Raw genomic sequence first — 23,256 nt, forward strand, 5'->3', positions numbered from 1 at the left:
TGAAGCAGCTCACGATTGCCGCAGCGCGTCTCGACTTACAAAAGCCAATGCAACGTGGGAGCTGAACATGCCAAGAGACTTAACGAGAGTCCTGCGCCATGATGTCACTCAGCGTACACATAATGATTGGGCGATCGCTATCCCTGTTGGATTGGTGATCGCGGGCCTGCTGGGCTTCGTCGCCTTTTATCCGAAGCCAGCACATGTATCCAAAGCCGGACAGGCTGAAACCGTGGGCATGGTCGCCGCGAAGCCGGAGCCAGTCCCCGCTGCAAGGAAGCCGGTCCGCTACGAAGCGACCATCGAAAACTGGAAGCGCTACCGCGCGGCAACCAAACCTGCCGGGAATCCTCCGGCGGATTGAGCCCTCCTGATCTGCGAGCGGACCAGCGGAGCGCCAGCATCCTGGCGAACCGCCCGGCGCGCCGCCGCCTTCCGGCGGACAGAGATCAACAGGGTAAGCCATCTTGCACTGCATCCTTCAGCCCCGGGCTGCGCCGAAAGGTGCTCGCAACCGAGGCCGGGCCGGCATAGCCTTGCACCCGCTTGGCCGGATCAACCGGCCGGCACATATCCTGGGAGGAAGTGATGACACGCGACGTGCAGCGCGATCCGCAATCCATGATTTCACGACGAACGCTCGTCCACGGCCTGGCGCTCGCCGCCGGGGCCACCGTGGCGGGGGCCGGCACCGCGCTGGCCCAGCAGGGCGGCGCGGTGGGGCCGCCATCCGTGGTCACCACCCCGCCGCGCGATTTCAGTCCCCGCGGCGCGCCGACCACCTATTTCTGGGACCCCGATATCATCGCGGTCGATCCGTCGTTCAACGACCTCGCCCAGCCCAACGCGCCAATCCAGCGTCTCCATACCGGACTGCTGTGGGCCGAAGGCCCGGCGTGGAGCTCGCAGGGCCGCTATCTCCTGTGGAGCGACATTCCCAATAATCGCCAGATGCGATGGACCGAGGATGACGGCCGCGTCAGCGTATTCCGCACCCCGTCCAACAATTCCAACGGCAACTCGTTCGACTTCCAGGGTCGGCAGCTGTCCTGCGAGCATCTCACCCGCCGGGTGGTGCGCTACGAGCACGACGGCACCGCGACCGTGCTCGCCGATAATTTCGGCGGCAAGAAACTCAACTCGCCGAACGACGTCGTCGCCCATCCCGATGGCAGCTACTGGTTCACCGACCCGCCCTATGGCGGCCAGCTCTATGAGGGCGAACCGGACGTTGCGGGAGGCCCCAGCAATCCAGCCGGCAAGCTCAACCCTCGGATCGGCCAGCCGGCCGGCTTCGTGCCTGGCAAGCGCGAGCTGCCGACCAATTGCTATCGCATCGACCCCTCAGGCCGCGTCGACCTGGTCGTGACCGAGGAGCAGGTGCCCGATCCCAACGGCCTCTGTTTCTCGCCCGATTACAAGAAGCTCTACGTCGCCAGCACCGGCAAGGGGCCCGGCGATACCGGGCCGGGCGGCAAGGGCGACATGTTCGTGTTCGATGTCGGCACCGACAACAAACTGTCGAACCACAAGCGGTTCAGCGACTTCATGGTAGATGGCGTCAAATGCGGACCGGACGGCGTGCGCTGCGACGTCAACGGCAATGTCTGGGCTTCCAGCAATGCCGGCCGCGCCGTCGGCTATAGCGGCGTGACGATATGGTCACCGGACGGCAAGTTGATCGGCCGGATCCGCCTGCCCGAAGTGTGCGGCAACGTCTGTTTCGGCGGGCCGAAGCGGAACCGCCTGTTCATGGCCGCGAGCCAGTCGCTCTACGCCGTGTACACGGCGACCCAGGGCGCCGGCCCGGGCTGAGCCGTTCGGCACGACGCGAAACAGCGCATGGAGAAGCCGGCGCAACGCGCCGGCTTTTTCATGCCACACAGTCCTCGACTTCATCTTGTCTCGACAGTTCTTGTCTCAAGAAATCTTTGGGGATGCTCACGCCTGTGCGCGACCATGCGCATGCGTGGGGTCTCCGCAGTCATACGGAGGCAAATTGTGGCTCCATTGTGCTATATTGAACAGACGCACCAGCGTATTTCGCTATGAATGTCTGAGTTTCATCACGAAAGAATTTTCAAACTAGGGCCCGGCCGGTGTGCCGGGCTTTTGCATATTCGCCTTCGTTCCGCTGGTGGGTCAGGCGCTACGCCCTGCCCGTCGCCCGGTCAGATGCCGCGCCCCCAATAGCAGGGCGGATCGAACCCAACAGTCCTCAATAGTCGCGGCGAGGCTTGCGCTTTCCGCCCTCGTAATAGGGATTGACGACGCATTGTGCGGCGCGGCCGGATGCCGACATATTGCACTGTGGGATCGAGGTATAGCCGCATTCGAAGTAGAAATCGTTCCGGCCTGTGTAGACCTGAAGGCAGACGGGATATTTCGGATCATAGGTCTGGGCGTGCGCCGACGGCGCTGCAACAGCCGCAGCAATCGCCAATGCAGCCAACGTCAGAATGCGCATCAGAACTCCTTCGATGGCAGAATTGCCCGCTGCCGGGATAACCCCGCGCGGGTGCCGGTAGTTCCTCTCGGACAAGCCGCGCATGCCCGATCCGGAAACCCCGACGCTACATCGCACCGTCGAGAGAGGCCAGCCTGCAGCCGATCGAACCCGGCAGCAGGCCAGGCTTACTTGTCGAGATTACTTGCCGATATTTCTGATGATTGTGCTGGTCGTATCGTTCATGGCGCGGAGCATGGTGGTGGTCAGCTGCACGGCCATATGCCGCTGAGCCATCATGCTTTGCAGACTGATCATATCCAGCTCGCCGCCACACACCCGGTCGAGCTCGGTTGCTGACAATTCGTGCACAAGACTAGTCATGTTGTTTCCCCCAACTGGATGTACCGGCCGGTACTAAACGTTCGATCAGCGGATCGGGAAGATGTCCTTCCACGGGGTCGGCTGCAGCGGCTTCGGGAACAGCACTTTCAGGATGTCGGGAAAACGGATGCAGCCACCTTCGATCACGCCGCCGGCCACGATCTCCAGTTCCTCGATCGCCAGTTCACGGTTTTCGGTATTGCGCTTGGTCATCACATTTCTCCATCGGTTAAGAATGAGGTGAAGAGCGTTAGTGCTCGTCATGACGCAACACTAGGCTTGCCGATCGCGGATCACCGTGACGATCGTCACATGAGCCGGAATGACCGGTGCGGATGAGGCCGATGCTTCAAACCGTGACTTACCTCACGGCACGTCGCTCGCGCGAACCTAGCCTGCCCTGTCTGACGATGCGGATGGTCCCTTCGTCCCACGACAGGAGACAGATATGGAATCCGGGCAAATCAAAACCAGACCGCTCAGGGAAACCGAACTCGACACGATCGCGGGCGGCCGGACTTGTAACCACGGTCCGCCCAGGATGGAAGTGAGCATACCGTTCGGCGGCCAGGTGCTGGTGATCTGGGCGACCTCCACCTGCTCCGGCACCTACTGGTACGTGAAATAAAGCGCAGGCCGGCTCCTTTGGCGGCCTAACTTCCCGCTGATTGTCCGTCCGCGACAATGATCGCGCGCCAGGACCGCCGCGCATCGCGGACGCATGGCCGCGTTGTTGATCGCGACTGGTTCGCGTCTCCTGGCCGTGATAGTTACTGCGAAACGGTCAAGTTTGAAAAAAAACGTGACGGGAGATCGCCATGGCTTACCCCAAAGAAGCCCACTTCAAAGCGGCGCGCTTCAAGGACTTCGTACCCCAGGGGGTGATCCCCGCGGTGCTGCTGCCGTTCCACGACGATCTCGCCATCGACGAGTCGAGCTTCCGCAGCCATCTGCGTGACGTCGCTGCTGTCGAGGGCCTGTCGGCAGTAACGATCAATGCGCATTCGACCGAAGTGGCCTCGTGCACATCCGATGAGCAGAGCCGGGTGCTTGACATCGCAGGCGACGAGATCGGCGATCGGCTGCCGTTGATCCACGGCATCTGGGCGGACGGCAGCCTCGAGGCGGCGCGGATCGCAAAGCGCGCGCAGGCCGGCGGCGCTTCGGCGCTGCTGGTGTTTCCGCCGGCGCCCTTCACGCTCGGCCAGACCGCTGACATGGCGCTCGCGCACTTCAGCACAATCGCGGTGGCCTCCGATCTGCCGCTGATCGTCTTCCAGTATCCGCTGGCGACCGGACAAGGTTATCCCGCGGCGACGCTGACCCGCCTGCTCGACGAAATCCCCACCATCCGTGCCATCAAGGACTGGTCGCAAAGCGTGCCTCAGCACGAGGCGCATGTAAGGATGCTGCAATCGCGAAAGCAGCCGGTCAATGTGCTCTCCACGAACAGCGCCTGGCTCTTGAGTTCGCTCGTGCTCGGCTGCAACGGACTATTGTCGGGAAGCGGCAGCGTGATCGCCGATCTGCAGGCCCGGCTGTTCCGCGCGGTCGAAGCCTGCGACCTTGCCGAGGCGCGGCGGCTGAACGATCGCATCCATCCGCTGATGGGCGTGTTCTACGCCGATCCCTTTGTCGACATGCACAACCGCATGAAGGAGGCGCTGGTTCTTCTCGGCCGCCTGCCGCGCGCCGTGGTGCGGCCGCCATTGGTCAAGATCAGCGAGCCGGAGATCGCGCGGATTCGCGAGGCGCTGGTGGCTGCAGGTCTGCTCGATGAATCCGGAAAGCGGCGCGAAGCTGCCTGACGTGGTCTCGCTACTGTTTGCCGGCGGTCGCGACCGGTTCGACGACCTGCTGATCGACGACGCTCAGGCGCCCCGGCAGCGCCCCTGAACGTACCAGCATCGCGACGTTGTTGGCGTCTTCGATCGTAAAGTTGCCCGATATGATCGCCGAGCGGCCGGTGATCGGCTCGCTGATAATCGACTCCGACAGCACCTGGTCGTCAACGACGATCGCGAACGGCTTTGTGATATTCTCCTGCGTGATGGTGGCGAAGCGCCGGGCGCCGCGCGCATTCAAGCGGAACGACGCGATCGGCTGCTGCGTTCGCGGGTCGATCAAGGGCGACGCGTCGATGATATCGTCGCCCTCCATTGCGACCTCCTTCAGGACCACAGAAGGCTCCCTGGTCTTGAAGTGGTAAAGAATTTCGGATGTCGGTGGCAGCGGACCTTTCTGAGCCAGCGCGGCGATCACGGACACATCGACCAGGCGAAACGTCACCCGCCCTCGCTTGCCGAGCAGCGCGCTCACGCGTTCGGGATCCCTGACGCCCGGCAGCAGCACACGAAGCCGGTCGGCCCCGTCGGGCTGCTGGCTGGCGTCCCTGATGCCTGCGTTGCGCAGGCGTTGGTCGATCATCTCGCCGGATTGCCTGACCAGTTCGCGCAGGCGCTCGGCGAACCCGGCTTCCGTCGGCATCAGGCGGATCAGCCCGTCACCGCTGTCGGTGACGCTGATCGTCTGTGCGCTGTAAGGCAATTCTTTCGTGGATGGCACCAGCTTGGCCAGCACGCGTTGCCGGTCCTTGGGCTCGGCAATCCGGACCTCGACGCCGCCGTCGCGCATCGCCAGACCGGAAAACGGAATGCGCCCTTCCCGCACGGTCCGATACAAATCATCGCGCAGCTCCGTCACGACTGCTTCGCGCAACGCGGCGCTATCGACCTTGAACAGAATCTTGGAGCCGCCTTGCCTGGCCAGCGCCTGCTCGGCATTGGCCGCAATCGTCGCGCGCATCTTGTCGACCGCCTGCGCGTCATCGGACGTCGCGCGCGGCGCGGCCACCGCCGAACACGCGGCGGACGCCAGCATGAAGGCGACGATAAACCCTGCCTTCTTGCCTCGCGCGTACATGGTCTCAGCATCCTCTCATCCGGCGGCACGGATGTGCCAGTCCTTTAGTGCCGGAGGGGCGCGCCGAGGTTCAAAGCCCTTGCCAAAGGCCCAGGGCCAATATGAACTCCCGTAGCTACTCAGGCTGGGAGACGTCGCGTGAGCCCGATCGATACGCTGTTCACCAACGCAAAATTCGCTGACGGTTCGCTCAATGATGTCGCCGTTGCGAACGGACGCATCAGCTCCGTTTCGAGGGCGGGAACCCAAATCTCCGTGGGTGCGCCGACACGCGATCTCGGCGGCGCGCTAATCGTTCCCGGGTTTGTCGAAGGACACATCCACCTCGACACCAGCTTCTACGGCGACGACTGGAAGCCCCACAAGCCCTATACCAACGGCTTCAATGTCCATGAACGCGTCGCCTTTCAGGCGCAAAATTTCGCCGAAGCCGCTCCCGTGGAAGTCCGCGCCCGAAATCAGCTCGAGCTTTGCATCGGCCATGGTTCGACGCATATGCGCAGCCATGTCACGGTGGACGGCACCATCGGGCTCAGATCGCTGGAGAAGATTCTGGCGGTGCGTGAAGCCTACCGGAATATCATCGATATCCAGCTCGTCGCGTTCCCGCAGAGCGGCATCCTGCAAAGCCCCGGGACAGCTGAACTGCTCGATGAAGCGGTGGCGATGGGCGCTGATCTCGTCGGCGGCATCGATCCCGCAAGCTTTGATCGCGATGTCGAAAAGCATCTCGACATCGTATTCGGTGTTGCCGAGAAACGTGGCGTCGGCGTCGACATACATCTGCACGATAATGGCACGCTCGGAATCTTCGAAATCGAACAGATTGCGGCGCGGTCGCGCGCGCTCGGCATGGGCCGCCTTGTCGCGATCAGCCACGCCTATGCGCTCGGCGATGTCGCCACGGACATCGCCAAACGCACGGCCGACGTTCTGGCGGAAAGCGACATTGCGATCATGACCAACGCGCCTGGACGCCGGCCCTTTCCGCCCGTCGCCCTTCTGCGCGAGGCCGGAGTCACCGTATTCGGCGGCAGCGACAATATCCGGGATTCCTGGTGGCCTTACGGCGATGGCGACATGCTGGGCCGCGCCAACATGATCGGCTACCGCTCCGGCTTCAACACCGACGACGAATTGGGGATCGCCTTTGACGTCGTGACCAGGACCGGCGCGAAAGCGCTGCGGCTTAAGGGCTATGGGCTTGAGGTCGGCGACAAGGCCGATTTCGTGACCTTGAATGCGCAACATGTGCCGGAGGCAGTGGTGGCGATCCCGCGCGGGCGATCGGTCTACAAGAATGGAAAACTTGTGGCTCGCGATGGCATGCTGGCCCGATCGTAAGCCTGCCGCGACCCCGGACCTGCTAGCGACCTATCAAGACTTGCCCACGCGCCAGCCCATTTCCCAGAAGTCGGCTTCGAGCCGGGTTGCTTCCTTGAAGGTCGCGATCAGCTCGGCCTCGCGGGCCGGCGTCGCGTAGCGATCGGCAAGGGATTCCAGATGCGCCCGCGCGTTCGCCGCGACTTCCTGATAGGGCGCACCGGCATATTCGGCGATCCAGACACGATATGGGTTGGTTGCGAGCAGCGCGTTCGGGTGCGCGGCGAGCCTGGTTGCGATCTCGGCGTAACCGATCACGCAAGGCGCCAGCGCCACCTTGAGCGACAGCAGGTCGCCGCGCATCCCAGCGTCGAGCACATAGCGGGTATAGGCCAGCATCTCGACCGCCGGAGGGGCTTGTTCGAGATCGCCGGGCGACAGCCCCCAGCCGGCGCAGAGTTTGACGTGCAGGTCCATCTCGACGTCGAGAATCGCCGAAAGGCCGGCCGCCGCCTCGCGCATGTCCGCCAGCTGAGGCGCCTTGTAGACCGCGAGCGCGTAGGCGCGCGCAAACTCGATCAGGAACAGATAATCCTGAACGAGATAGTGACGAAACGCCGCCTCGGCGAGCGAGCCGTCCGCCATGGCGTTCGTAAAGGCATGCTCGGTGTAGGCGCGCCACTCGGCGGATGCTGCGGTCTTCAATCGCTCGAAGAAACTCATGATCTTTCGCTGGGCTGGCTTTTCAACGGATGGCTTGTCGGTGATAACAGACCACTGCGGCCCGGGACAATGCCCGCTCTGCGCAGAAGCATTTCATAGCCGGATGGAGCACGACGGCAGCTTGAATGCTGCTGCGACGTTTCGCGGATCAGCCAGCGCTGCCGGCGCTGGAACCCCGCGGCCTGGACGGCGTTGACGTGTATGGCAACCGTTTTGCGAAAACCCGTGATCATTGCCGTGATTGTCGCGGCCGTCTCGATTACCACCATCATCCTGGTAGATCACACCAACCTGATCATTGACCGACGGCCACCCCAGACGCCTCCCGGCACGACATTCAATACGGTGAATGACGCCGGCGCGACGGTTAATCCGACCCGGCCTGAATCTGCGATCAAGCCGACGCCGCCCGGCCCGGCACCGGTTCAGCCGGCCATCCCGGCCAAGTAGCCGACAGCCCCGCTGGTGCGCAAAAAAACCGATCGTGGTTGCCGGCAATCGCCTGCGAGTCGATGAATTCAGGATATCGGGCCGCGCCTTGCGCGGGACCCGTTGGCTAATCCGGCCGCCGGCCCTACCGGGTCACTTGGCGTAGCCCTGGGATCGGAGCCACGCGACCTTGCGGTTTCCGTTCATCCAGTCGTCGGCATCTGCCTTGCTGGTCAGCCCGGTGATCTCGCGTTGTTCGCTGCCAGGATAATCTGCCTGGATAGTCCAGTCGTCATCTGCGATCCGGACGGTCTTGAAGGTCACTTTTGCTTTTGCCATGAGACATTATGCACCATCCGGAGGGGACTGTGTGAGGTTTCTGAGGATTGAAACCAGCGCGCAGGCAATGAAAAAGGCCGCCAACCGAGGCGGCCTTATCGTTCCAGCACATAGACCGTCTGGTTATGCTCCCCCACCCCGTGCTCGATGGGGGTCCATCCCATCCGCGTGTAGATGCCAATCGCTCCAGCGATGAGCACAGATAGGCGCGCGGGAAGCTGCGTTCGAAACAGCATTGCGCCGCATGCCGCACCAGCGCGCGTCCAACCTCTTGCCGCCTGTGCTCCGGCTCAACCCACACGGCGGCTACCCACGGCGCGTACTGCCTGCGTTCGGGAAGATCGCACGCGATGCCCAGTGTCGACCCCAGATACCGATCTCCGTCCGCCGCGACGACAGCAAAGGGGATGGGATCGCCCTTCATCATATCGAGCAAGCCGTTCGATACCGTGGAGTATGGGTGGCCGGAGGGGTCCCACCAGGCACGCCACACCCGGTCAGCGACGGTATCGAAGAACTCAGGCCGCTCCCGCAGGTCAAATATCTGCAAATGACGTCCCCCGACAAGAACGGCGAAATTTCTAGCCAGGCCACTCCGAAATCAACTTGGGCCACCGGGGGCAGACACGGACGTCGCCCAGGACGGACCGGCGACAGCTTGATCCGCCTGCCCAAATTGAAAGCATAACGGCAACAAATCCGTAGAAGTACGGAAATCGCGCACCGCCAAAGCAGCGCCTTGCGGGAAATCGCGGGGATCGTTCAATGGAACTTTAGTGTTTGCCGTCTATCAAGCCCGGCACCGACCATTACCGGCTGACATAGATCCGAGGGCGAGCCCAACCGTGCATCTTCAATTTTTTCGGGCTCTGGCCAACGTTGCCAATTCGACGAGGATCGGCGCGATCGAGTGCGTCGCCCGCTTTGGAAAAAACAGCTCGGGCAATATCGCGGTCCTGTTCGGGATTGTCCTGGTGCCCCTGCTGATCGCCGTCGGCTGCGCCATCGACTATTCGGTGGCGAACAATCAGCGCACCAAGATGCAGTCGGCGCTCGATGCCGCGATCCTGGCCGGCTCGATCGCCGGCAAACAAGCGCTCGATTCCGGCGCCAGCAGCACCGCGGCGATTGCGGCAGCCAATGCCGCTGCCGCCAATTTCTTCTCCGCCAATATAACATCGGGCATCTCGGCCAGCATCAGTACCACCTTCACGATGAACGGCCTCACGCTTGCAGGAAAGGGAACGGCGACGGGCACCGTTTCCAACTCCTTCATGAAGGTGGCCGGCCATCCGACCACGCAATTGTCGACGGCCTCGCAGTCGAGCTCGACGGCCCAACCTTACCTGAACGTCTACCTCCTGATCGACATCTCCGCATCGATGCTGTTGCCATCGACCAGTGCGGGCATCACGCAGATGATGAACGGCCAGGGCGGCTGCGCGCTGGCCTGTCATGACAAGGCCAACGGCACCGATTCATATGCCTGGGCCCTGAACAAGGGAATCGAATTGCGCTACCAGGTCGTCAATCAGGGCGTCCAGAATCTGCTGACACACCTCAACAGCAATTCCAGCCTGAAATCCCACGTCAAGGTCGGGCTGTGGTCGTTCGACGACAACCTGACGCAACTGACGGCTCCGACCTACACCTATTCGATGGTATCCGGCAATTTCCCGGCGCCTGCGCTTGCCAACACCGACGCATCGGCGGCAACGCCCTTCAACAGCCTGATATCGAAATTCATCAGCGATGTCGGCCCCGCCGGTGACGGCAGCTCAGCGTCGAGTCCGCAGAAAATGGTGATCATTGCCACCGACGGCGTCAACGATCCGACACGCGCCTGGGTCTCGGAGCCATCGCTTCGATCCCAGGTCAAGGTGTTCGATACGGCCTTCTGCAGCACGTTCAAGAGCAAGGGCGTCACCGTTGCGATCATCAATACGCCCTATTACCCGATGACCTGGGACTGGGGTTACAACGCGACGCTCGGCCAGCCCGGCAGCCTCGGCGGCGCGACCCGCGTGGACGATATTCCGATCGCCTTGTCGGCGTGCGCGGGCAAGTATTTTACGGTGGCGTCAGACGTCGCCTCGATCCAATCGGCGTTCACAAAGCTTTTTGTGGCGGCGTCGCCGATACGGCTGACGAACTAGCGCGTGGACTCATAAGCGCGGAGCCATAGCCTGATTGACGCAAGTTGCACGAAGGCAAGGTAGTTGGCAGCCAGCTCGTCGTAGCGCGTCGCAACCCGACGGCGCTTGATCGGGTTGAAGAAACGCTCGATCCGGTTGCGCTCGCGGCAGAGATAAGGGCTGCAGCAGATCGGATCGTTGCGATTGCGTTTTGGCGGGATGTTGGCCCATGCGCCTCGCCTCATGGCGAGCCCCCTGATCCAATCGGCGTCATAGCCACGGTCGGCAAGCAACGTTGATAAAGACCTGACCTAGCTGAGGTTTGCCAAGAACGCGTTTATCGCATCCGCTCCTTGTTTGGGCTGCTGGCACATCCACCAATGACCCGCTCCTTCCAGCACTGCGACTTTTGCGCCGGCGCGCTCGGCAGAACGGCGCGCGAGCGTTTCTCCGCCAACAAAGGTATCTTCCGTAGCGATAATCGCTAGGCCGGGTTTGGCAACGGCTCGCGGCAAGCTCGCACCGAGATCGCGCATCACCGGTTGAGCGGCTGATCTGTACAGCGACAAAATCGCTCGACCCAGGTCCGCGTTCGCACCTGCGATCACTTTCTGAGCGATTGCCTTGGTCATGCCCAGGCTCACGTACCGCTCGACTCGGGCCTCTGCCGGCATGCTGGCCATCTGTGCAAGCGCCTGCTCGCCGATTTCTGCCGTCTGCCAAGCCTGTGCCATGTCGTGCCAGACGTAATCAGGGTCGAAGGCGCCCAAAATATCACTTGCCCAGGACCGTATCAGATCTGGACGGTCCATCGCGATGCGGACGACATGTCCGCCACCCCAATCATGTCCCACAAGATCGATGGGTTGTGCCAACTTTCCAAGTTCGACGGCGAGCCAGTCGCGATAAGCGTCGGTGGAACAGTCAAAGCCCGAAGGGATTGCGGAGCCAAACCCGGGTGGAGACAGACGAACAACGTCGTGGTTGCGCAAATGCGGGACTAGGCCGTCCCATACTGCCTCTGTTTCAGGATTTCCGTGAACGAAAACAATCGTCATCGCAGATCCCCTTGAACAAACTTTTCGCAATGCCTGTGCGTACCGCCGCAACCTATCGCTTCGACGTTAATGCGGAAAGCGGGCTTCAAGGTGGTTTTTTGGTCGGGTCACGGTAAATTTGGGGTGGGCATGTCAGCTCATGGGTACTTCTCGGACATCCAGCATTGTCCGTTTTCTAGTCGCTATTGGTGGCATAGCGGACATCGGAAATTTATGAGTACGCGTCCTAGCGCTCAAGGCGGATGAGCTGGAGCGCCATCCGCCGTTCGAACCCAAGACAGGATGGCGGACTGCGCCGCCACCTGTTCATCGGGCCACGCCTTGCGCGACCCGTCGGGCTCTTTCCGCCCTATGGCCCTGGCCGAAACAGGCCGCGCGCAGATCAGTACCGGTCGTAGTAACGGCCGCGCGGATAGTAGGCGTAGGCGTGCATGGGGTTGATGCCACAATAGGCGTCGGTCCCGTACGCGGTCGCCATGCACTGCTGGTAGCTGGAGAACTGGCAATTGCCGGGATAGCCCCACTGGCGGCCTTGCAGGCAATAGCGATCCTGGATGCGCTCGGCTGCGGGTGCTGGCGACATCGATCCGACGACGGTCAAGGCGGAAACGGCTGCCAGAATGGCAAGGGAAACATTGCGGCGCATGGTCGAAACTCCTCGAATTGCTATGAATTGCTTTCGATAGATAGACGGGCCAGCCCCTCCAAAAGTTCAAACCCCCGGGGCGAATTAATTCCTGGTCATGTTCGAGGCGTTCATGACGTGGCTGGTCGCTGCCGGCGGATGATATCTGTTGTTGGGGTGCATCGCCGCCGCAGCGAGCAGGGCGAGAAGCACGAAACCGACTATCTTGCGCATCGTCCCGCTCGGTGTTTGGCGAGGAGCTCGCCGTTGATCTGGAGCGAGTGTGCCGAGGCTGTTTTTGCAGGAATGTGATCGGAATCACAAAGGGCGCCCAACTGAAGCGGCCTTATCTGTGTTGATGCTCAAGCCTATCACCAAGCCTAATAACGAAGCCTTGTAACGAAGCCTCGGCCGCTCGGAACCTTCTGACCCATCACGGATTTTCACCCCATGTACCTGAAAAAGCCGGCAGGGATGACCGAGGCGGCTAAATTCGAGGGCGTGCGGCGGGAGAAGGCGCGCTAGTATCAGTGACCGTGTTGCGCGTCTGTGCCGTGCTTTGGCGGCAGACGTTCGCTCCGGCAAGCGGGCTTCAACAATAAACCCGCGAGGCTGTTCTGGTTGGCGACTTCGAGGGATGTTCCGATGCGCATTTTGGCTTTGGCGTTTCTGACGATTGGTCTGGTTACCGCAGCCGAACAAGCTCCGGCGCAGACCTATGACCCGGCGTTTCCAGTTTGTGCGCATGTCGTTCCACCGAGAGGCGGTTCTTTCGAAGATTGCACCTACTATACGATGGCCCAATGCGCGGCATCGGCTTCCGGCCGCGCTGCGCAGTGCCTCCTCAACCCGTTTTACGCTCATGCGGCAGCGCCGAGACAAAGCGAGCGGCGTTATCGCCGGGGCTACTGAGCCGGTCCAGCAGGCCCGTTGGCGGCCCTATTCATCGGCTGCCCGATTTTGAAAGGGCCCGGTCGACGGCCAGTACCACCTGCGTGATGGCCTCGCTGCGCGTTTTCGTTTCGCCGGTTTTGGTGGTGTGGTCGTCAAGCGTCACCGCCCATCGCCACGAATTGGGCTGATCGCCTTCGAAAACCAGATAATTCTTGCCGCGGTATTCCATCGGAAAAAATTCGATACTTGTCTGCAATCAATGCCGGTCGCGCTAATCTCTCAACATACCACGGTTCTGCATCCGGCCGCACGATGAAATTCGTGCGCCACAGCCGAACGGGTGGCCGCGCTGGCAGGCGCGAAGCTTTCAAGGCCATCAGGCCAGCCCCTGCCCTCCCTGGCAATGATGACGGACCTGACAAGGCCCAATGAAAAGGCCGCAATGAGACGCTGGTTCTATTTCTCCCGCAGCGCTCGCGGCAGCGCGTCGTGCAGATGGACGGTATCCAGCACGTTTCCTGCCTCGTCCGCGATCAGAATCCTCATCGGCATGCCGTCGGCAGCGAGGACGATCCACTCGGCAAGCAATTCGCGCGCCGCCAGCAGCGCTTCCCGGCGCGCGGCTTCGAGGTCGGGCAGTTCGGTGCCGTCAGGATCGGTGTCCAGCTCATCGATGTGAAAATAATATCGCGGCATGCTGGTTCTCAACCACCAAGGCGAACACGCTACTCAACCTACACATTCGCAATAGGTTGCTCTGTCGGTCAGCGAACAATGGTTACAGAGTCTTGCAAGTTTTCCGTCCCAACGTTGCTTAGCGAGCAGACCAACGGCGAAGGGGCAGTTAGCGTGCGGACATCATCGCCCGATTCCCCAGGTATATATCGGTGACAGAGCGACGCTCCCGCCTTCCCCGGAGCACAACTATGGCGCGGCATTATTTCCACTTGGCGAATGGCGCCACAACCTGGACCCGACCGGCCTTGACCTTGCGGATTTGGGCGCGGTCCAGGAGGAAGCCGTTCGCGCCGACCGGGAGTTGCTGAACCTCGGCAAAACCGACGGCCTCTGGTCCGGCGATCCCTGGAAGGCGTGGGTCACGGACGGCCCCGACGGCACCGGGCGAACAATCCTCACCGTAGAACTCACGACCGGGTAACGCCACGCGCCGGGCACAGCCGGCCGGGCCGCCCGTTGCCTGCTATGCCGGCAGCTTTCTGTTACGCTGCAGGACGCGCGGTGCCCATTCACTTGCGCGATGCCAGCGCTGGCGACGACAGCCACCGGTTCATGCGTGAAGCTGTTTCAGCCTGTTGCGCCCGGCGCAAAAGCAGCTCCCGAGCCATGCTGCCGGCAGGTTGCTCTTCCGCCGCTTCCTTGAATCGCAGGGCCTCCTCCGCCAGCCGCTCCTCAAAAGTGGCCGTGTGCTTGACCCGCCTCCTCCTCGTCTGAGCCATGGCATTCTACCTCACAAAAACTGCCAATGCCCGATTTTATACCGCCGTCGCTCGGATCGTCTGCCCGGTTTCTGACATTTCAAACCCTCGCACCGCCCGGCCCGTTGCCGGCATTGGCTCGCCTGCGCGAGGCTTGCGACGTGTTGCGCTGGCATGGCATCGGGAAAATGGGACTGCGGTCAGGGCGCTGGAGGCGGCCGAACGAGGCGTGCTCTTTGATCAGCTGTCGAAGATGCGCGCGTAGTGAGAATTGACGGCTGCATCGCACTCGCACGCGCGCTGCTGAATCTTGGCAATGTCGAGGATGTGAACCCGGCCGCGCGAATAGGAGATCAATCCGGCGTCCTGTAATTTTCCCGCCACTGCCGTGACGCTGGTTCGGCGGACGCCGATCATTTGGGCGAGAAATTCCTGCGTCAACGGCATGTCGTCGCCGACGAGTTGTTGCATCCTCAGGAGCCATTTGCAGGTGCGGGAATAGACGTCATGAACCGCGTTGCACGCACAGGTCTGTTGCACCTGTGCGAGGAAGAACTGTTCATAGTGCATCAGCATCTTCCGAAGTTTAGGATTCTGCTGGGTGAGATCGCGCAGCCGATCGGCATCGACAACCGAAGCGGACCCTGCAACCAGCATCACGACATGGTTCAGGGAGATCTTGTGATCCATCGCGGGGCCTGCGCCGTACTGACCGTCCTTGCCGATCATGCCGGTTTCGATCCGCCCTCCGTTGGACAACTCGACGACGCAGGAAATGATGCCGCCATGCGGGAAGTATACCCTCTGGACATGCGCATGGGTTTCCGCGATCGCAAAACCGTGGCGCAGTTCTGCGATGGTGAGGTGCGGCTCGAGCTGCGCGAACGTGGCGCGATCGAGCCGGGACAGAAGTTGATTTTCGCGATGACCGCGCATGGCGCTCTCTCCGGAAAAGGCGGGAGCGCGACGAACTCTCAGTCACCGAAAGATGCCTAGGACGGCGCGGTGATAATGTCATCTAACCGACATTTACGGCCTTCGTCTGTCCTTTAGGCAACTTAACGGGCACGGGGATGAAGTCGACCGCTCAGGCCGAATAGGCCAGCGGTTCCGCTCTGGCCTGTTCGTGGGTTGTGAGAAGGATACGGTGGAGGCGCGCGGCCCTAGAGCAACGCAAGCGCGATACCAAAGCACGCGATCAGCGTCGCGGTGCTCAGTGACATCACGACGAGAGCCTCTTCCTTGTGCTTTTCCAAATCGTCCATCCGGATTTTACGCCGACGGAGCGGCTTTGTTCCGCTGCCAGCCTATCGCGCGGAGTTTCATTTCCGGAACTCTTGGGGCGCATGTACCAAAGCGCATTTCGCGGCCCGACCCGAACACCAAAGGGCGGATGACGCCGGAGCCGGGACGAACTTCACAGGACCTGAGGCGGCCTAGCCGGACGATCTCGCCATGTGAGAAATGACGGCCTTCGCACTGCGGGAATAGTGCGAGCCATGAAAATGCTCGTCCACAAATTGGAGCACAAGGAGAGCAACGATCGTGGCCGCCAACACCCTCATTCGAATATCGTCGCGCCGGGGACTTAACGGCAAGTAAAGAGGCCGCCAACAAAGGCGGCCTCAACTTCATTCCACAAGCCCAAGATAGCGCTTTGCCATCGCCGCTTCGGTACGCAAGGCTGCGGCGCGATCTGCTCTTTCGATACGGATCATCTCATCCGCTGCGTGCTCACGTTCGCTTATTTCCGCAGCCAAGATCACCTGCAATTGCGCATGTCCGAGAGCGAGCCGATCAATTTCTGCCGTGCCCTCCTTGAACCGGTGCTGATCGGCAGCCTTCCGATCAGCGTCAAGCGGCGGCGCCTCGGCATTGTCGATTGCCGCAACCAGCGCCCGAATGAGCTTAACTTCATCGGTGCGCCCTTCTTTCATGGCGGCGCGCAGATCGTCACGCATTCTGGCTTTCAGGGCCTGCGCGTCCAGGGTCATTTCCGCATCTCCTTCCCGTGTTGGCCGGAAATGCCATACAGCGCGTGGGACGGATTAGCGACAGGCCAAACTTCGGTAACGAAAAATTAACCCTGCTCGCGCCACCTTTTCATCAGATGGAGGACAGCCAAGAATGCAGGTTTTCAGAATGACGCTGAGTGACGGTGCGAGGAAATTCCACATCGCCATCCAGGCACCGGATGCCGCCGCCGCGGAGACCAAAGCCGCCGATTGTTTCGATACTTCGAAGTGGCAGATTCTGAATATCAGGCGCGCCGGCGTGGTGGCGGCCAGGCCGGAACCGCAATCCGTCGCGGCTTGATCCGCCGGGAATGTGATCCGGCCCTGCCCGCCGCGTTCGCTCAACCGGCCGCTGCCTTGTCTTCCTTGTCGATACCGCGCGCCATGGATGCGCAGATCGATCCGCTTCCGCGGCACATCGCCTACGACGGCGGCGTGCCGGTATTGAGCAGATTGGAAATGGCGGTCACAAGCTGCGCCGCGGCAAAGGGTTTGGCGAGCAGGACACTGTTGGGAACGCCCTTGGATGCCCACTCCCCTTCGTGAGTGCCGGTCACATAGATGACGGGCATCGCCGGATCGGCCTCTCTGGCAGCGCGAGCGACTTGCCATCCGTTCAGTCTTCCGAGCAGATTGATGTCGGTCACGACCGCCCGGTATTGAGTTTCATCACCCTGGAGAAGCGCAATGGCTTCCTCGCCGGATGTTGTGATGGCTGATTTGAACCCGCCGTCTGCAAGCGCATCTTCGACCATGGCCTGAATGAGCTGGTCGTCCTCGACGACCAGTATCGTAACCGCACGATCCACTTCAAACGCTCCCTGCTGCAGTGTTGCAGTCCTCCGGCAGGGCAAGTGACGCTGGAATGATTGGTTCCGAAATGATGTTCAAAAGTGCACATTGGACGCCGGGGGCTGCGTTAGGCGCGCAGGATCGGCGTTGGCTTCTGCAAGACAGGCCGTGGCTTGATCGACGCAGGCTTCGGGCGTCACCGTGGGGCCTGCAGGCCCGGTGACGCCAGCCATTCCTGCATGTGCGAAGCTGTCTCGGCCTGTCGGGCCCGACGAATGAGCTTGTCGCGCGCAACTCCCGGCGGGGTGCCTCGCGCTTCCTTGCGCAGGCGTTCTGCCTCTTCCGTCAAGCGTTGATCCAGCGGGGCGGTCTGTTTGAAACTGCGTCGCTGCATGGCGCTGCTCCATTCCTGAGGGAGGCGGGAGCGCAACCGGCGGTCCATCACCGATGGAAGCCACTGGCCGGGCGGTGATGCCACGACAATACGCTGCCGGTACTGTTAGTTCTGTCCACTTGTGCACACAGCGCAAATCAGTGCGTAAGGCGGCGGCAGCGCAATCCACCGTCCATAGACAAAAATGGCGATGACGCCTTCCGCCTTCTCCTTGAGATACGGCGGACAAGTCGGCTGGCCCTTGAATGCCCTTTCTTGATGTGGCCACAAATTTCTTATCGTTTACACCCTAACTGTCTGTCGCTTCCTCGGGAGGCTTGGGAAGATGAAGGCTGGAGAACCGGCGCATTGCCCTACCTGTCAAAGCGACATGACCCTGGTTCGCACGCAGCCAGATCAACCCGGATTCGAGCTGCAAACCTTGCACTGCCCGAGCTGCGATATCACGCATCGCTGGATGGTCAGGAAGCAAGCATCGCCGCCAAGCGGGTCCAGACTTGCCGGGAAGCGACCCAGGCCCAAAATCCTCGCGCGTTTCTGGAAGAAAAAATAAAGCGCGTCGGGCGTGTTAGCGACAACGTGATCCGCCGTCCGGGCTCGAAGCAACATGGCCCCGGCGCTAGTTCTTCAGGACATCGTCGCTTGTCGCTGCGTCAACGGAGTCTACAGCGGCCATTGCCTCTTCTGCTTCTTCACTTTGAACCTGCCGGAAGAGAGTCGTAAAGCTCTCGGCGATCCGTCGCCAAGCAGCCCTGTCCGTCTCATTCGTGGCCCGTCGCGCTTGGTCGTGGGCCGCTAGCGCCCGCCGCCAATATTCGGCGCTGTTATCCATGTCAGTATCGCAATCGGGAAAAATACGTTTCGATCAATGTCACTAAACTGTCGCATCGGCGACCGCCGGTCAATCCGGCTCCCGGGCAATTCCGAGGTAGACCAGGACCAGGCGTCGGGTACTGGCCGAGGACATCAGCCAATCTGAATCAGGACAGTCTTTTTGCAGGGACTTGCGGGACGCTCGGCTTGCCCGGTTTTGGTTTGAGCGGTGGCAGATAGCGGCCGAGTTCGAACAGCGCCGCGAGAAGGTGGCAGATTGCTTCTACGACGACTTCGGCCATCTAACCCTCGCAGAGGGGAGTTCGGACGCCTCTGGATAGGTCGGAGGGCTGGGGAAGCAAGTTCAGTCACTTTTGGAGGCGGTCCTGATCACGGAATCAGGAAGCGCGACGTGACCCGCACGGAGCGGAGTCCGTCAGAAATGGAACTTGATCAAAAGAGCGGGCACGACGGGTGTATTGACAACGGGCGGCTTGGGTTCCTTGTGGGGCACCGTTTGCCCCTTGGCGTTTTTGTCACCGCCGCTCACGAAGTCGAGTTCGGCATCGCTCAAGATCGAGATCTGGCTGTGCATGGTCCCGCTCCGTGTTTTGGCGATATGTCGCCGTTGATCTGGAGCGAGTATGCCGTGGCGCTATCCCGCAGACTGTGACCGCAGTCACGCAGCTTCGCGATCTCGGACCAGCCGCTCTGAGTGAGCGGGCCGCTACGCTTCGCCAGCGCGCAGGGCGGATTAGCGGCTGCGTAATCCGCCGTTCGAAGCGAATACAAAATGGAGGATTACGCCTTCAGCTTGATCCGCCGGCCCTAGCCGGTGCGATAGGCGTCCAACGCGTGCGCCACGAAAACGCCTATGCTGAGGAAGGCCAACAGGGCTGCTACGAGCTCGATCATCGCCGCCTCCCCTGGGTCATTGCCATGCCAACGATGGCAGCCGTGAGGAAATGGCGGTAAATCGAATTGAGGATGGCGACTAACATGACCGTTCCCCTTGTTTGAGCTTCCCCTTCTTTGAGCGGGGGCACCCTACCGGCGCTCTGTTTCAGGACGACTTCGCGGCCCGGGAAAACGGTTTCGTCCCGGCCGACCTGTTCGGTGACGAAATCGGCTCCCGCGGACATGCTGGAACCGAATACAAAATGGCGGATGACGCCTTCCGCCTTCGCTCTTTGAGCGACCGTGGACAGCTCGGCTCGATCCGCCTTGCGGACCGACACCTTGGTATGGCTCGCCCTCTCCCTCGGGCCCAATCGACCGCAAACGCACCGCCACGTAGCGTCGTCGATGCCGTGTGAAGGCGGCGGCGGTCAGCAGGGACAAACATGAGCCAGGCGGCTGTCACAAACGACCAGGCTGCCTCGTCTTGAGGATCAGCGCGGTAAATTCTGTCGACGCCGCGGCCGCCAACCCAAGGAGTCCTTTCCATCATGTCGTCGCAACAACAACGCCTGAACTGTGCCCGGCAGGCCCCCGAGCTGTTGCTGCCTGAGTATCTTCGCGAAGATGCTTCCGGTTTCACGGACCAAACCACTCCGCACCGCGATCGCGCTTCGAAGCCGCGCGACGGGAGGGTTTGATGAACGTCGTTGTCTTTGGTGCAACGGGGTCGACAGGACGGCTCGTCGTTGAGTCCGCCTTGTCCGCGGGTCACGTCGTCACTGCCTTTGTCCGTGACCCAAAGCGCATGCCCTTGACGCATCCGAGTCTCAGAATCGTCAAGGGCGATGCAATGGATCCGGCCTCGGTGGCATCTGCGGTCCAGGGTACGGATGCAATCATCTGCACGTTGGGGGCGATACCTCAGGCGAAAGACGATCGGGGTCGACGCCAGCCCGGTGTCCCGGTTTGCTCGGTGGGAACCAGGAACATTCTGGCCGCCATGCCTCGAGGCCGGGGCCGGCTCATCGTTGAGAGTTCGGTGAGTGTCGGTGAGAGCTACCGCACCGGGAGTTTCGGCGCAGGCTTCCTGGTCAAGCTCGCACTCAAGGAGGTGATGGCAGACAAGGAAAAGCAGGAAGCCGCTGTTCGGGAGAGTGACTGCGATTGGACGATCGTTCGGCCGGCAACGCTGACATTCAAGCCTGCGCGCGGAAACCTGAAGGCCGGCACCGATCTGCGCTGGAACATCACCTCAACAGCCACCCGCGCTGATGTGGCCGAGTACATGGTCAAGATCCTCGATGACCGCGCGACCTACAAGAAGGCCATAACGGTGCGCAACTAGGTTTGGCGGCGAACGGTCGTGTGCCCGTTGAGTGGAACATCGTTCACGGTAGGAGAACTACGGGAGTTCGCGAACGTCGATCCGGTCGGTGAGATGCATCAAGCCGATTATTGCGGCCAAGGTCGCCACGCCAAGACGTTGCGATAACCGCGAGCAATGGTACCGGTTTCCGGATTTTTAAAACGGCCCCAACGAGGGGGCCGCCAACCCGAATGGTACGGGTTTTCCTCCAGCAGTCGGGGGGCACCTTTCTGGCTGGAAGCTTCAATCAGACGCTCTGACAAGTCAGAGGTTCCAAACCGAATTAGCCAGAAGGGCGGATTAGCGACAGCGTCATCCGCCGTTCGGTCGTTGCTTCCATTCGACTACGAGCCGGAAAGACGACGGCAGGGGTCTCTAACCAAAGAGGCCGCCAACCGCAGCGGGCCTACGGCTGTTGTCGTTCAAATTCAAGCCTCCGCGCTGACGAAACTATCGAACAACTCGTAAGCCTGTTGCGGCGTCTTTCCTTCCTTGAATGCGTTTGGGAAACTGAAAATCGCATCCGCTAGAAGGAATTCATCCTGGACAGGAAACAGGGCGCGAAGTTCGGCGAGCCAGTTCGCGTATGAGGGAGGGTTGAACTTGCCCAAGGTGTAGTTATCGCTGAATGCGTGCATTAGTTCGGAACCTTCAGGCCGGGAGATCGCAGCCAGTCGCTCAAGTGCGATCCGGTCTCGGCTTGTCGTGCCTTGCGGATTGTGGCTTCCCGAACCGCGCCGGGTGGAAGCAATTTGGCTTGCTCGCGCAAGCAGTGTGCTTCTTCGGCAAGACGTTGCTCCAGGATTTCAGGTGGTGTGTCGTGCTGCCTCTGCTGCATAGGGCTGCTCCGTTCCATAAAGGAAGGCGGGAGCGCAAACCGCGCGTTCTCATCACCGATAGGGGCCAACAGGAGCGGTGCGGTGACCAGTGCAATCTGCCATGTCCCGCAGCCGACATCTGGTCAATACAGCTCACATCGCGAAATGTTAACAGCTCAAATCAGCGCGTAGGGTGGATTAGCGACAGCGTAATCCGCCGTCCGAACCAACGACAAAATGGCGGAATACTTTTTATGGTCTCATAGCATCACTTGGTCGGCGTCAATTCCAGCATCTTCTTTTCCGCAGCGTCGTATACCTTGACCTGGAGCATCGGAAACTCGGCTTTGAGATCCCTCGCCCTTTTCTGCGCCGCTTCCAGTGTTGGAAATACCGTCTTCATCCGGCCATCGACTTCCAGGCCAAAGCCCGCGGTCATCACAAGGTCAGCGCGTGTGATGTTACGGGGTTGCGGCTCGTCCGGTATCGTCAGAGGCTTTTTCATGGCAACTCCTTGGGTTGCCCCCTCCCTATCTAGTCACTGCCCTCCTCGATAGAAGAGCAACGCCTTTCGCGAGGTCGTCCTGGTCGGTCAATCTTCGACTTTTTCAGCGTGTCGGCCGGCCATCAGATCTCGTCAAAGGTGTTTGGCCTTTTCCGTGGCCCCGCTGTCATCGGCGCAAACCATCGGCTCGTATCCGATGAAATGCCCGTCCTCGCCTACGATGTAAGCGCGATACTCTGGCATCAGCGGCGCGCTTGCAGGCCCGGCGAGCCTAGCCACTCTTGGACCTGCAAGGCGGTCTCCAACTGGCGAACCTGACGAATGAGATTGTCGCGCTTGATCCCCGGCGGCGTGCCTTGGGCTACTTTACGGAGGCGTTCTGCTTCGTGAGATAGACGTTGATGGACTGGTGCGGACTGTTTGAAACGGCGTCGCTGCATGGGCGCTGCTCCATTCCTTGAGGGAGGCGGGAGCGCAACTGGCGTTCTCATCACCGATAGAAGCCGATGGCCGGGCGGTGATCGGGACAATCTGGCATGTCCGCTGTCCGACATAGTGATCAATATTGCTCACATCGCGAAATCGTTAGCAGCGCATAGGGTGGATTAGCGACAGCGTAATCCGCCGTCCGAACCAAAGACAAAAATGGCGGCCCTACGCTTTGGTCAGAGCCTTCTGGCGGGGTGCCGCAACCCTCTTGCTAGAGGCCGGTTCTGCAAGTTGCGCTTCGCGAGCAAGCCTGTCGCGCTCCACCACCCCGGGCAGAGCCATTCGAGCCTCTCTCCAGCGACGCTCGGCCTCCTTCAACAGGCCTTTGTCGAGCGGGTCGATTTGTTTGAAACGTCGCCCTTCGGTCATAGGCCTTTCCTTTAGAGGAACGGCTAGTGGCCGAAATAGGCCACTCGCAGATTCAAAATAGGCCACTCACGCAACAGCGCC

35 protein-coding genes and 1 pseudogene are annotated in these 23,256 nt (G+C 61.1%); 11 read left to right on the forward strand and 25 right to left on the reverse strand.

The window, feature by feature from the left end:
- Window positions 1-67: 67 nt before the first annotated feature.
- Both JQ611_RS01345 and JQ611_RS01350 read left to right on the forward strand, forming a co-directional pair.
- Window positions 68-364 (forward strand): hypothetical protein, encoded by a 297-nt coding sequence (locus JQ611_RS01345; protein WP_212266021.1) that lies wholly within the window; start codon window positions 68-70, stop codon window positions 362-364.
- A 224-nt stretch (window positions 365-588) separates the two neighbouring features.
- Window positions 589-1,815: an SMP-30/gluconolactonase/LRE family protein gene (locus JQ611_RS01350; protein WP_212266020.1), complete on the forward strand. Its 1,227-nt coding sequence runs from the start codon at window positions 589-591 to the stop codon at window positions 1,813-1,815.
- A 403-nt stretch (window positions 1,816-2,218) separates the two neighbouring features.
- Here the strand turns inward: JQ611_RS01350 and JQ611_RS01355 are convergent, their stop codons facing one another.
- The 3 genes from JQ611_RS01355 to JQ611_RS01365 all read right to left on the reverse strand — a co-directional run bounded on the left by JQ611_RS01355 (window position 2,219) and on the right by JQ611_RS01365 (window position 3,043).
- Window positions 2,219-2,467 (reverse strand): DUF3551 domain-containing protein, encoded by a 249-nt coding sequence (locus JQ611_RS01355; protein WP_212464317.1) that lies wholly within the window; start codon window positions 2,465-2,467, stop codon window positions 2,219-2,221.
- Window positions 2,468-2,647: 180 nt separating this feature from the next.
- A complete protein-coding gene (locus JQ611_RS01360) occupies window positions 2,648-2,830 on the reverse strand; it encodes a hypothetical protein (RefSeq protein ID WP_212464318.1) in 183 nt (60 codons plus the stop codon).
- 45 nt (window positions 2,831-2,875) lie between these two features.
- Window positions 2,876-3,043, reverse strand: a complete 168-nt coding sequence (locus tag JQ611_RS01365) for a hypothetical protein (RefSeq protein WP_212266017.1) — start codon at window positions 3,041-3,043, stop codon at window positions 2,876-2,878.
- Between the two features lie 235 nt (window positions 3,044-3,278).
- Between JQ611_RS01365 and JQ611_RS01370 the strand changes: the two genes are divergently transcribed.
- Window positions 3,279-3,458 (forward strand): hypothetical protein, encoded by a 180-nt coding sequence (locus tag JQ611_RS01370; RefSeq protein ID WP_212266016.1) that lies wholly within the window; start codon window positions 3,279-3,281, stop codon window positions 3,456-3,458.
- Window positions 3,459-3,648: 190 nt separating this feature from the next.
- Window positions 3,649-4,638, forward strand: a complete 990-nt coding sequence (locus JQ611_RS01375) for a dihydrodipicolinate synthase family protein (protein ID WP_212464319.1) — start codon at window positions 3,649-3,651, stop codon at window positions 4,636-4,638.
- 10 nt (window positions 4,639-4,648) lie between these two features.
- On the opposite strand, the gene JQ611_RS01380 is transcribed toward JQ611_RS01375, so the two are convergent.
- On the reverse strand, window positions 4,649-5,752 hold the full coding sequence (locus JQ611_RS01380; RefSeq protein WP_249132829.1) for a SecDF P1 head subdomain-containing protein: 1,104 nt from the start codon (window positions 5,750-5,752) through the stop codon (window positions 4,649-4,651).
- Window positions 5,753-5,890: 138 nt separating this feature from the next.
- On the opposite strand from JQ611_RS01380, the gene JQ611_RS01385 reads away from it, so the two are divergent.
- On the forward strand, window positions 5,891-7,096 hold the full coding sequence (locus JQ611_RS01385; protein ID WP_212464320.1) for an amidohydrolase family protein: 1,206 nt from the start codon (window positions 5,891-5,893) through the stop codon (window positions 7,094-7,096).
- Between the two features lie 33 nt (window positions 7,097-7,129).
- Here the strand turns inward: JQ611_RS01385 and tenA are convergent, their stop codons facing one another.
- The gene (tenA, locus tag JQ611_RS01390; RefSeq protein ID WP_212266013.1) at window positions 7,130-7,798 is read right to left on the reverse strand and encodes a thiaminase II; all 669 of its coding nucleotides are present in this window, start codon (window positions 7,796-7,798) and stop codon (window positions 7,130-7,132) included.
- A 201-nt stretch (window positions 7,799-7,999) separates the two neighbouring features.
- On the opposite strand from tenA, the gene JQ611_RS01395 reads away from it, so the two are divergent.
- On the forward strand, window positions 8,000-8,248 hold the full coding sequence (locus JQ611_RS01395; RefSeq protein ID WP_212266012.1) for a hypothetical protein: 249 nt from the start codon (window positions 8,000-8,002) through the stop codon (window positions 8,246-8,248).
- 132 nt (window positions 8,249-8,380) lie between these two features.
- On the opposite strand, the gene JQ611_RS01400 is transcribed toward JQ611_RS01395, so the two are convergent.
- Window positions 8,381-8,566: a hypothetical protein gene (locus tag JQ611_RS01400; RefSeq protein ID WP_212266011.1), complete on the reverse strand. Its 186-nt coding sequence runs from the start codon at window positions 8,564-8,566 to the stop codon at window positions 8,381-8,383.
- Window positions 8,520-9,059: a GNAT family N-acetyltransferase gene (locus JQ611_RS01405; RefSeq protein ID WP_409411244.1), complete on the reverse strand. Its 540-nt coding sequence runs from the start codon at window positions 9,057-9,059 to the stop codon at window positions 8,520-8,522. Before JQ611_RS01405 ends, JQ611_RS01400 begins: the two co-directional genes overlap by 47 nt.
- Before the next feature lie 352 nt (window positions 9,060-9,411).
- Between JQ611_RS01405 and JQ611_RS01410 the strand changes: the two genes are divergently transcribed.
- On the forward strand, window positions 9,412-10,722 hold the full coding sequence (locus tag JQ611_RS01410) for a TadE/TadG family type IV pilus assembly protein (RefSeq protein ID WP_312011801.1): 1,311 nt from the start codon (window positions 9,412-9,414) through the stop codon (window positions 10,720-10,722).
- On the opposite strand, the pseudogene JQ611_RS01415 reads toward JQ611_RS01410, so the two are convergent.
- From JQ611_RS01415 to JQ611_RS42350, 4 genes and pseudogenes are all read right to left on the reverse strand, one after another.
- Window positions 10,719-11,012, reverse strand: a pseudogene (locus JQ611_RS01415) (transposase); the annotation flags it as partial. The gene JQ611_RS01410 and the pseudogene JQ611_RS01415 overlap by 4 nt on opposite strands.
- Window positions 11,013-11,759 carry an alpha/beta fold hydrolase gene (locus tag JQ611_RS01420; protein ID WP_249132830.1) on the reverse strand — a complete coding sequence of 249 codons (747 nt, stop codon included), beginning with the start codon at window positions 11,757-11,759 and terminating at the stop codon, window positions 11,013-11,015. It abuts the pseudogene before it with no gap.
- Between the two features lie 382 nt (window positions 11,760-12,141).
- Complete coding sequence (locus JQ611_RS01425; RefSeq protein ID WP_192739909.1) at window positions 12,142-12,405, reverse strand: DUF3551 domain-containing protein; 264 nt, start codon at window positions 12,403-12,405, stop codon at window positions 12,142-12,144.
- Between the two features lie 84 nt (window positions 12,406-12,489).
- Window positions 12,490-12,618, reverse strand: a complete 129-nt coding sequence (locus JQ611_RS42350; RefSeq protein ID WP_283813443.1) for a hypothetical protein — start codon at window positions 12,616-12,618, stop codon at window positions 12,490-12,492.
- Window positions 12,619-13,029: 411 nt separating this feature from the next.
- Between JQ611_RS42350 and JQ611_RS01430 the strand changes: the two genes are divergently transcribed.
- Window positions 13,030-13,296: a DUF3551 domain-containing protein gene (locus tag JQ611_RS01430; protein ID WP_212266009.1), complete on the forward strand. Its 267-nt coding sequence runs from the start codon at window positions 13,030-13,032 to the stop codon at window positions 13,294-13,296.
- A 31-nt stretch (window positions 13,297-13,327) separates the two neighbouring features.
- Here the strand turns inward: JQ611_RS01430 and JQ611_RS01435 are convergent, their stop codons facing one another.
- On the reverse strand, window positions 13,328-13,507 hold the full coding sequence (locus JQ611_RS01435; protein WP_212266008.1) for a hypothetical protein: 180 nt from the start codon (window positions 13,505-13,507) through the stop codon (window positions 13,328-13,330).
- Between the two features lie 227 nt (window positions 13,508-13,734).
- Entirely contained in the window at window positions 13,735-13,974 is a 240-nt protein-coding gene (locus JQ611_RS01440; RefSeq protein ID WP_212266007.1) for a DUF6894 family protein, read from the reverse strand.
- A 271-nt stretch (window positions 13,975-14,245) separates the two neighbouring features.
- Here JQ611_RS01440 and JQ611_RS42930 point away from each other — a divergent pair, with 271 nt between their 5' ends.
- Window positions 14,246-14,437 carry a DUF6894 family protein gene (locus JQ611_RS42930; RefSeq protein ID WP_409411245.1) on the forward strand — a complete coding sequence of 64 codons (192 nt, stop codon included), beginning with the start codon at window positions 14,246-14,248 and terminating at the stop codon, window positions 14,435-14,437.
- Window positions 14,438-14,525: 88 nt separating this feature from the next.
- Here JQ611_RS42930 and JQ611_RS01445 read toward each other — a convergent pair whose 3' ends face one another.
- The 3 genes from JQ611_RS01445 to JQ611_RS01455 form a co-directional block, all read right to left on the reverse strand.
- The gene (locus tag JQ611_RS01445) at window positions 14,526-14,735 is read right to left on the reverse strand and encodes a hypothetical protein (protein ID WP_212266005.1); all 210 of its coding nucleotides are present in this window, start codon (window positions 14,733-14,735) and stop codon (window positions 14,526-14,528) included.
- 219 nt (window positions 14,736-14,954) lie between these two features.
- Complete coding sequence (locus JQ611_RS01450) at window positions 14,955-15,650, reverse strand: Crp/Fnr family transcriptional regulator (RefSeq protein ID WP_212464321.1); 696 nt, start codon at window positions 15,648-15,650, stop codon at window positions 14,955-14,957.
- A 695-nt stretch (window positions 15,651-16,345) separates the two neighbouring features.
- Entirely contained in the window at window positions 16,346-16,708 is a 363-nt protein-coding gene (locus tag JQ611_RS01455) for a hypothetical protein (RefSeq protein ID WP_212266002.1), read from the reverse strand.
- Between the two features lie 133 nt (window positions 16,709-16,841).
- On the opposite strand from JQ611_RS01455, the gene JQ611_RS01460 reads away from it, so the two are divergent.
- The gene (locus JQ611_RS01460) at window positions 16,842-17,030 is read left to right on the forward strand and encodes a hypothetical protein (protein ID WP_212002287.1); all 189 of its coding nucleotides are present in this window, start codon (window positions 16,842-16,844) and stop codon (window positions 17,028-17,030) included.
- Window positions 17,031-17,151: 121 nt separating this feature from the next.
- Here the strand turns inward: JQ611_RS01460 and JQ611_RS01465 are convergent, their stop codons facing one another.
- The 5 genes from JQ611_RS01465 to JQ611_RS01480 form a co-directional block, all read right to left on the reverse strand.
- Window positions 17,152-17,538: a response regulator gene (locus JQ611_RS01465; protein ID WP_212266001.1), complete on the reverse strand. Its 387-nt coding sequence runs from the start codon at window positions 17,536-17,538 to the stop codon at window positions 17,152-17,154.
- A 179-nt stretch (window positions 17,539-17,717) separates the two neighbouring features.
- On the reverse strand, window positions 17,718-17,915 hold the full coding sequence (locus tag JQ611_RS01470) for a hypothetical protein (protein ID WP_192739899.1): 198 nt from the start codon (window positions 17,913-17,915) through the stop codon (window positions 17,718-17,720).
- Window positions 17,916-18,895: 980 nt separating this feature from the next.
- Window positions 18,896-19,030: a hypothetical protein gene (locus tag JQ611_RS42355; RefSeq protein WP_283813442.1), complete on the reverse strand. Its 135-nt coding sequence runs from the start codon at window positions 19,028-19,030 to the stop codon at window positions 18,896-18,898.
- A 134-nt stretch (window positions 19,031-19,164) separates the two neighbouring features.
- Entirely contained in the window at window positions 19,165-19,323 is a 159-nt protein-coding gene (locus JQ611_RS01475) for a hypothetical protein (RefSeq protein ID WP_212390067.1), read from the reverse strand.
- A gap of 316 nt (window positions 19,324-19,639) precedes the next feature.
- Window positions 19,640-19,966 (reverse strand): hypothetical protein, encoded by a 327-nt coding sequence (locus JQ611_RS01480; protein WP_212266000.1) that lies wholly within the window; start codon window positions 19,964-19,966, stop codon window positions 19,640-19,642.
- 359 nt (window positions 19,967-20,325) lie between these two features.
- Here JQ611_RS01480 and JQ611_RS01485 point away from each other — a divergent pair, with 359 nt between their 5' ends.
- Window positions 20,326-20,973: an NAD(P)-dependent oxidoreductase gene (locus JQ611_RS01485; protein WP_212464322.1), complete on the forward strand. Its 648-nt coding sequence runs from the start codon at window positions 20,326-20,328 to the stop codon at window positions 20,971-20,973.
- Between the two features lie 449 nt (window positions 20,974-21,422).
- Here the strand turns inward: JQ611_RS01485 and JQ611_RS01490 are convergent, their stop codons facing one another.
- The 4 genes from JQ611_RS01490 to JQ611_RS01505 all read right to left on the reverse strand — a co-directional run bounded on the left by JQ611_RS01490 (window position 21,423) and on the right by JQ611_RS01505 (window position 23,175).
- Window positions 21,423-21,632 carry a hypothetical protein gene (locus tag JQ611_RS01490; protein ID WP_212265998.1) on the reverse strand — a complete coding sequence of 70 codons (210 nt, stop codon included), beginning with the start codon at window positions 21,630-21,632 and terminating at the stop codon, window positions 21,423-21,425.
- A complete protein-coding gene (locus JQ611_RS01495; RefSeq protein ID WP_212265997.1) occupies window positions 21,632-21,832 on the reverse strand; it encodes a hypothetical protein in 201 nt (66 codons plus the stop codon). The genes JQ611_RS01490 and JQ611_RS01495 overlap by 1 nt, the downstream gene beginning before the upstream one ends.
- Before the next feature lie 248 nt (window positions 21,833-22,080).
- Window positions 22,081-22,317, reverse strand: a complete 237-nt coding sequence (locus JQ611_RS01500) for a hypothetical protein (protein ID WP_212265996.1) — start codon at window positions 22,315-22,317, stop codon at window positions 22,081-22,083.
- Window positions 22,318-22,971: 654 nt separating this feature from the next.
- Entirely contained in the window at window positions 22,972-23,175 is a 204-nt protein-coding gene (locus JQ611_RS01505; protein WP_212265995.1) for a hypothetical protein, read from the reverse strand.
- Window positions 23,176-23,256 lie beyond the last annotated feature (81 nt).

This window comes from Bradyrhizobium sp. AUGA SZCCT0182 (genome assembly GCF_018130185.1).
Classification (GTDB): Bacteria; Pseudomonadota; Alphaproteobacteria; order Rhizobiales; family Xanthobacteraceae; genus Bradyrhizobium.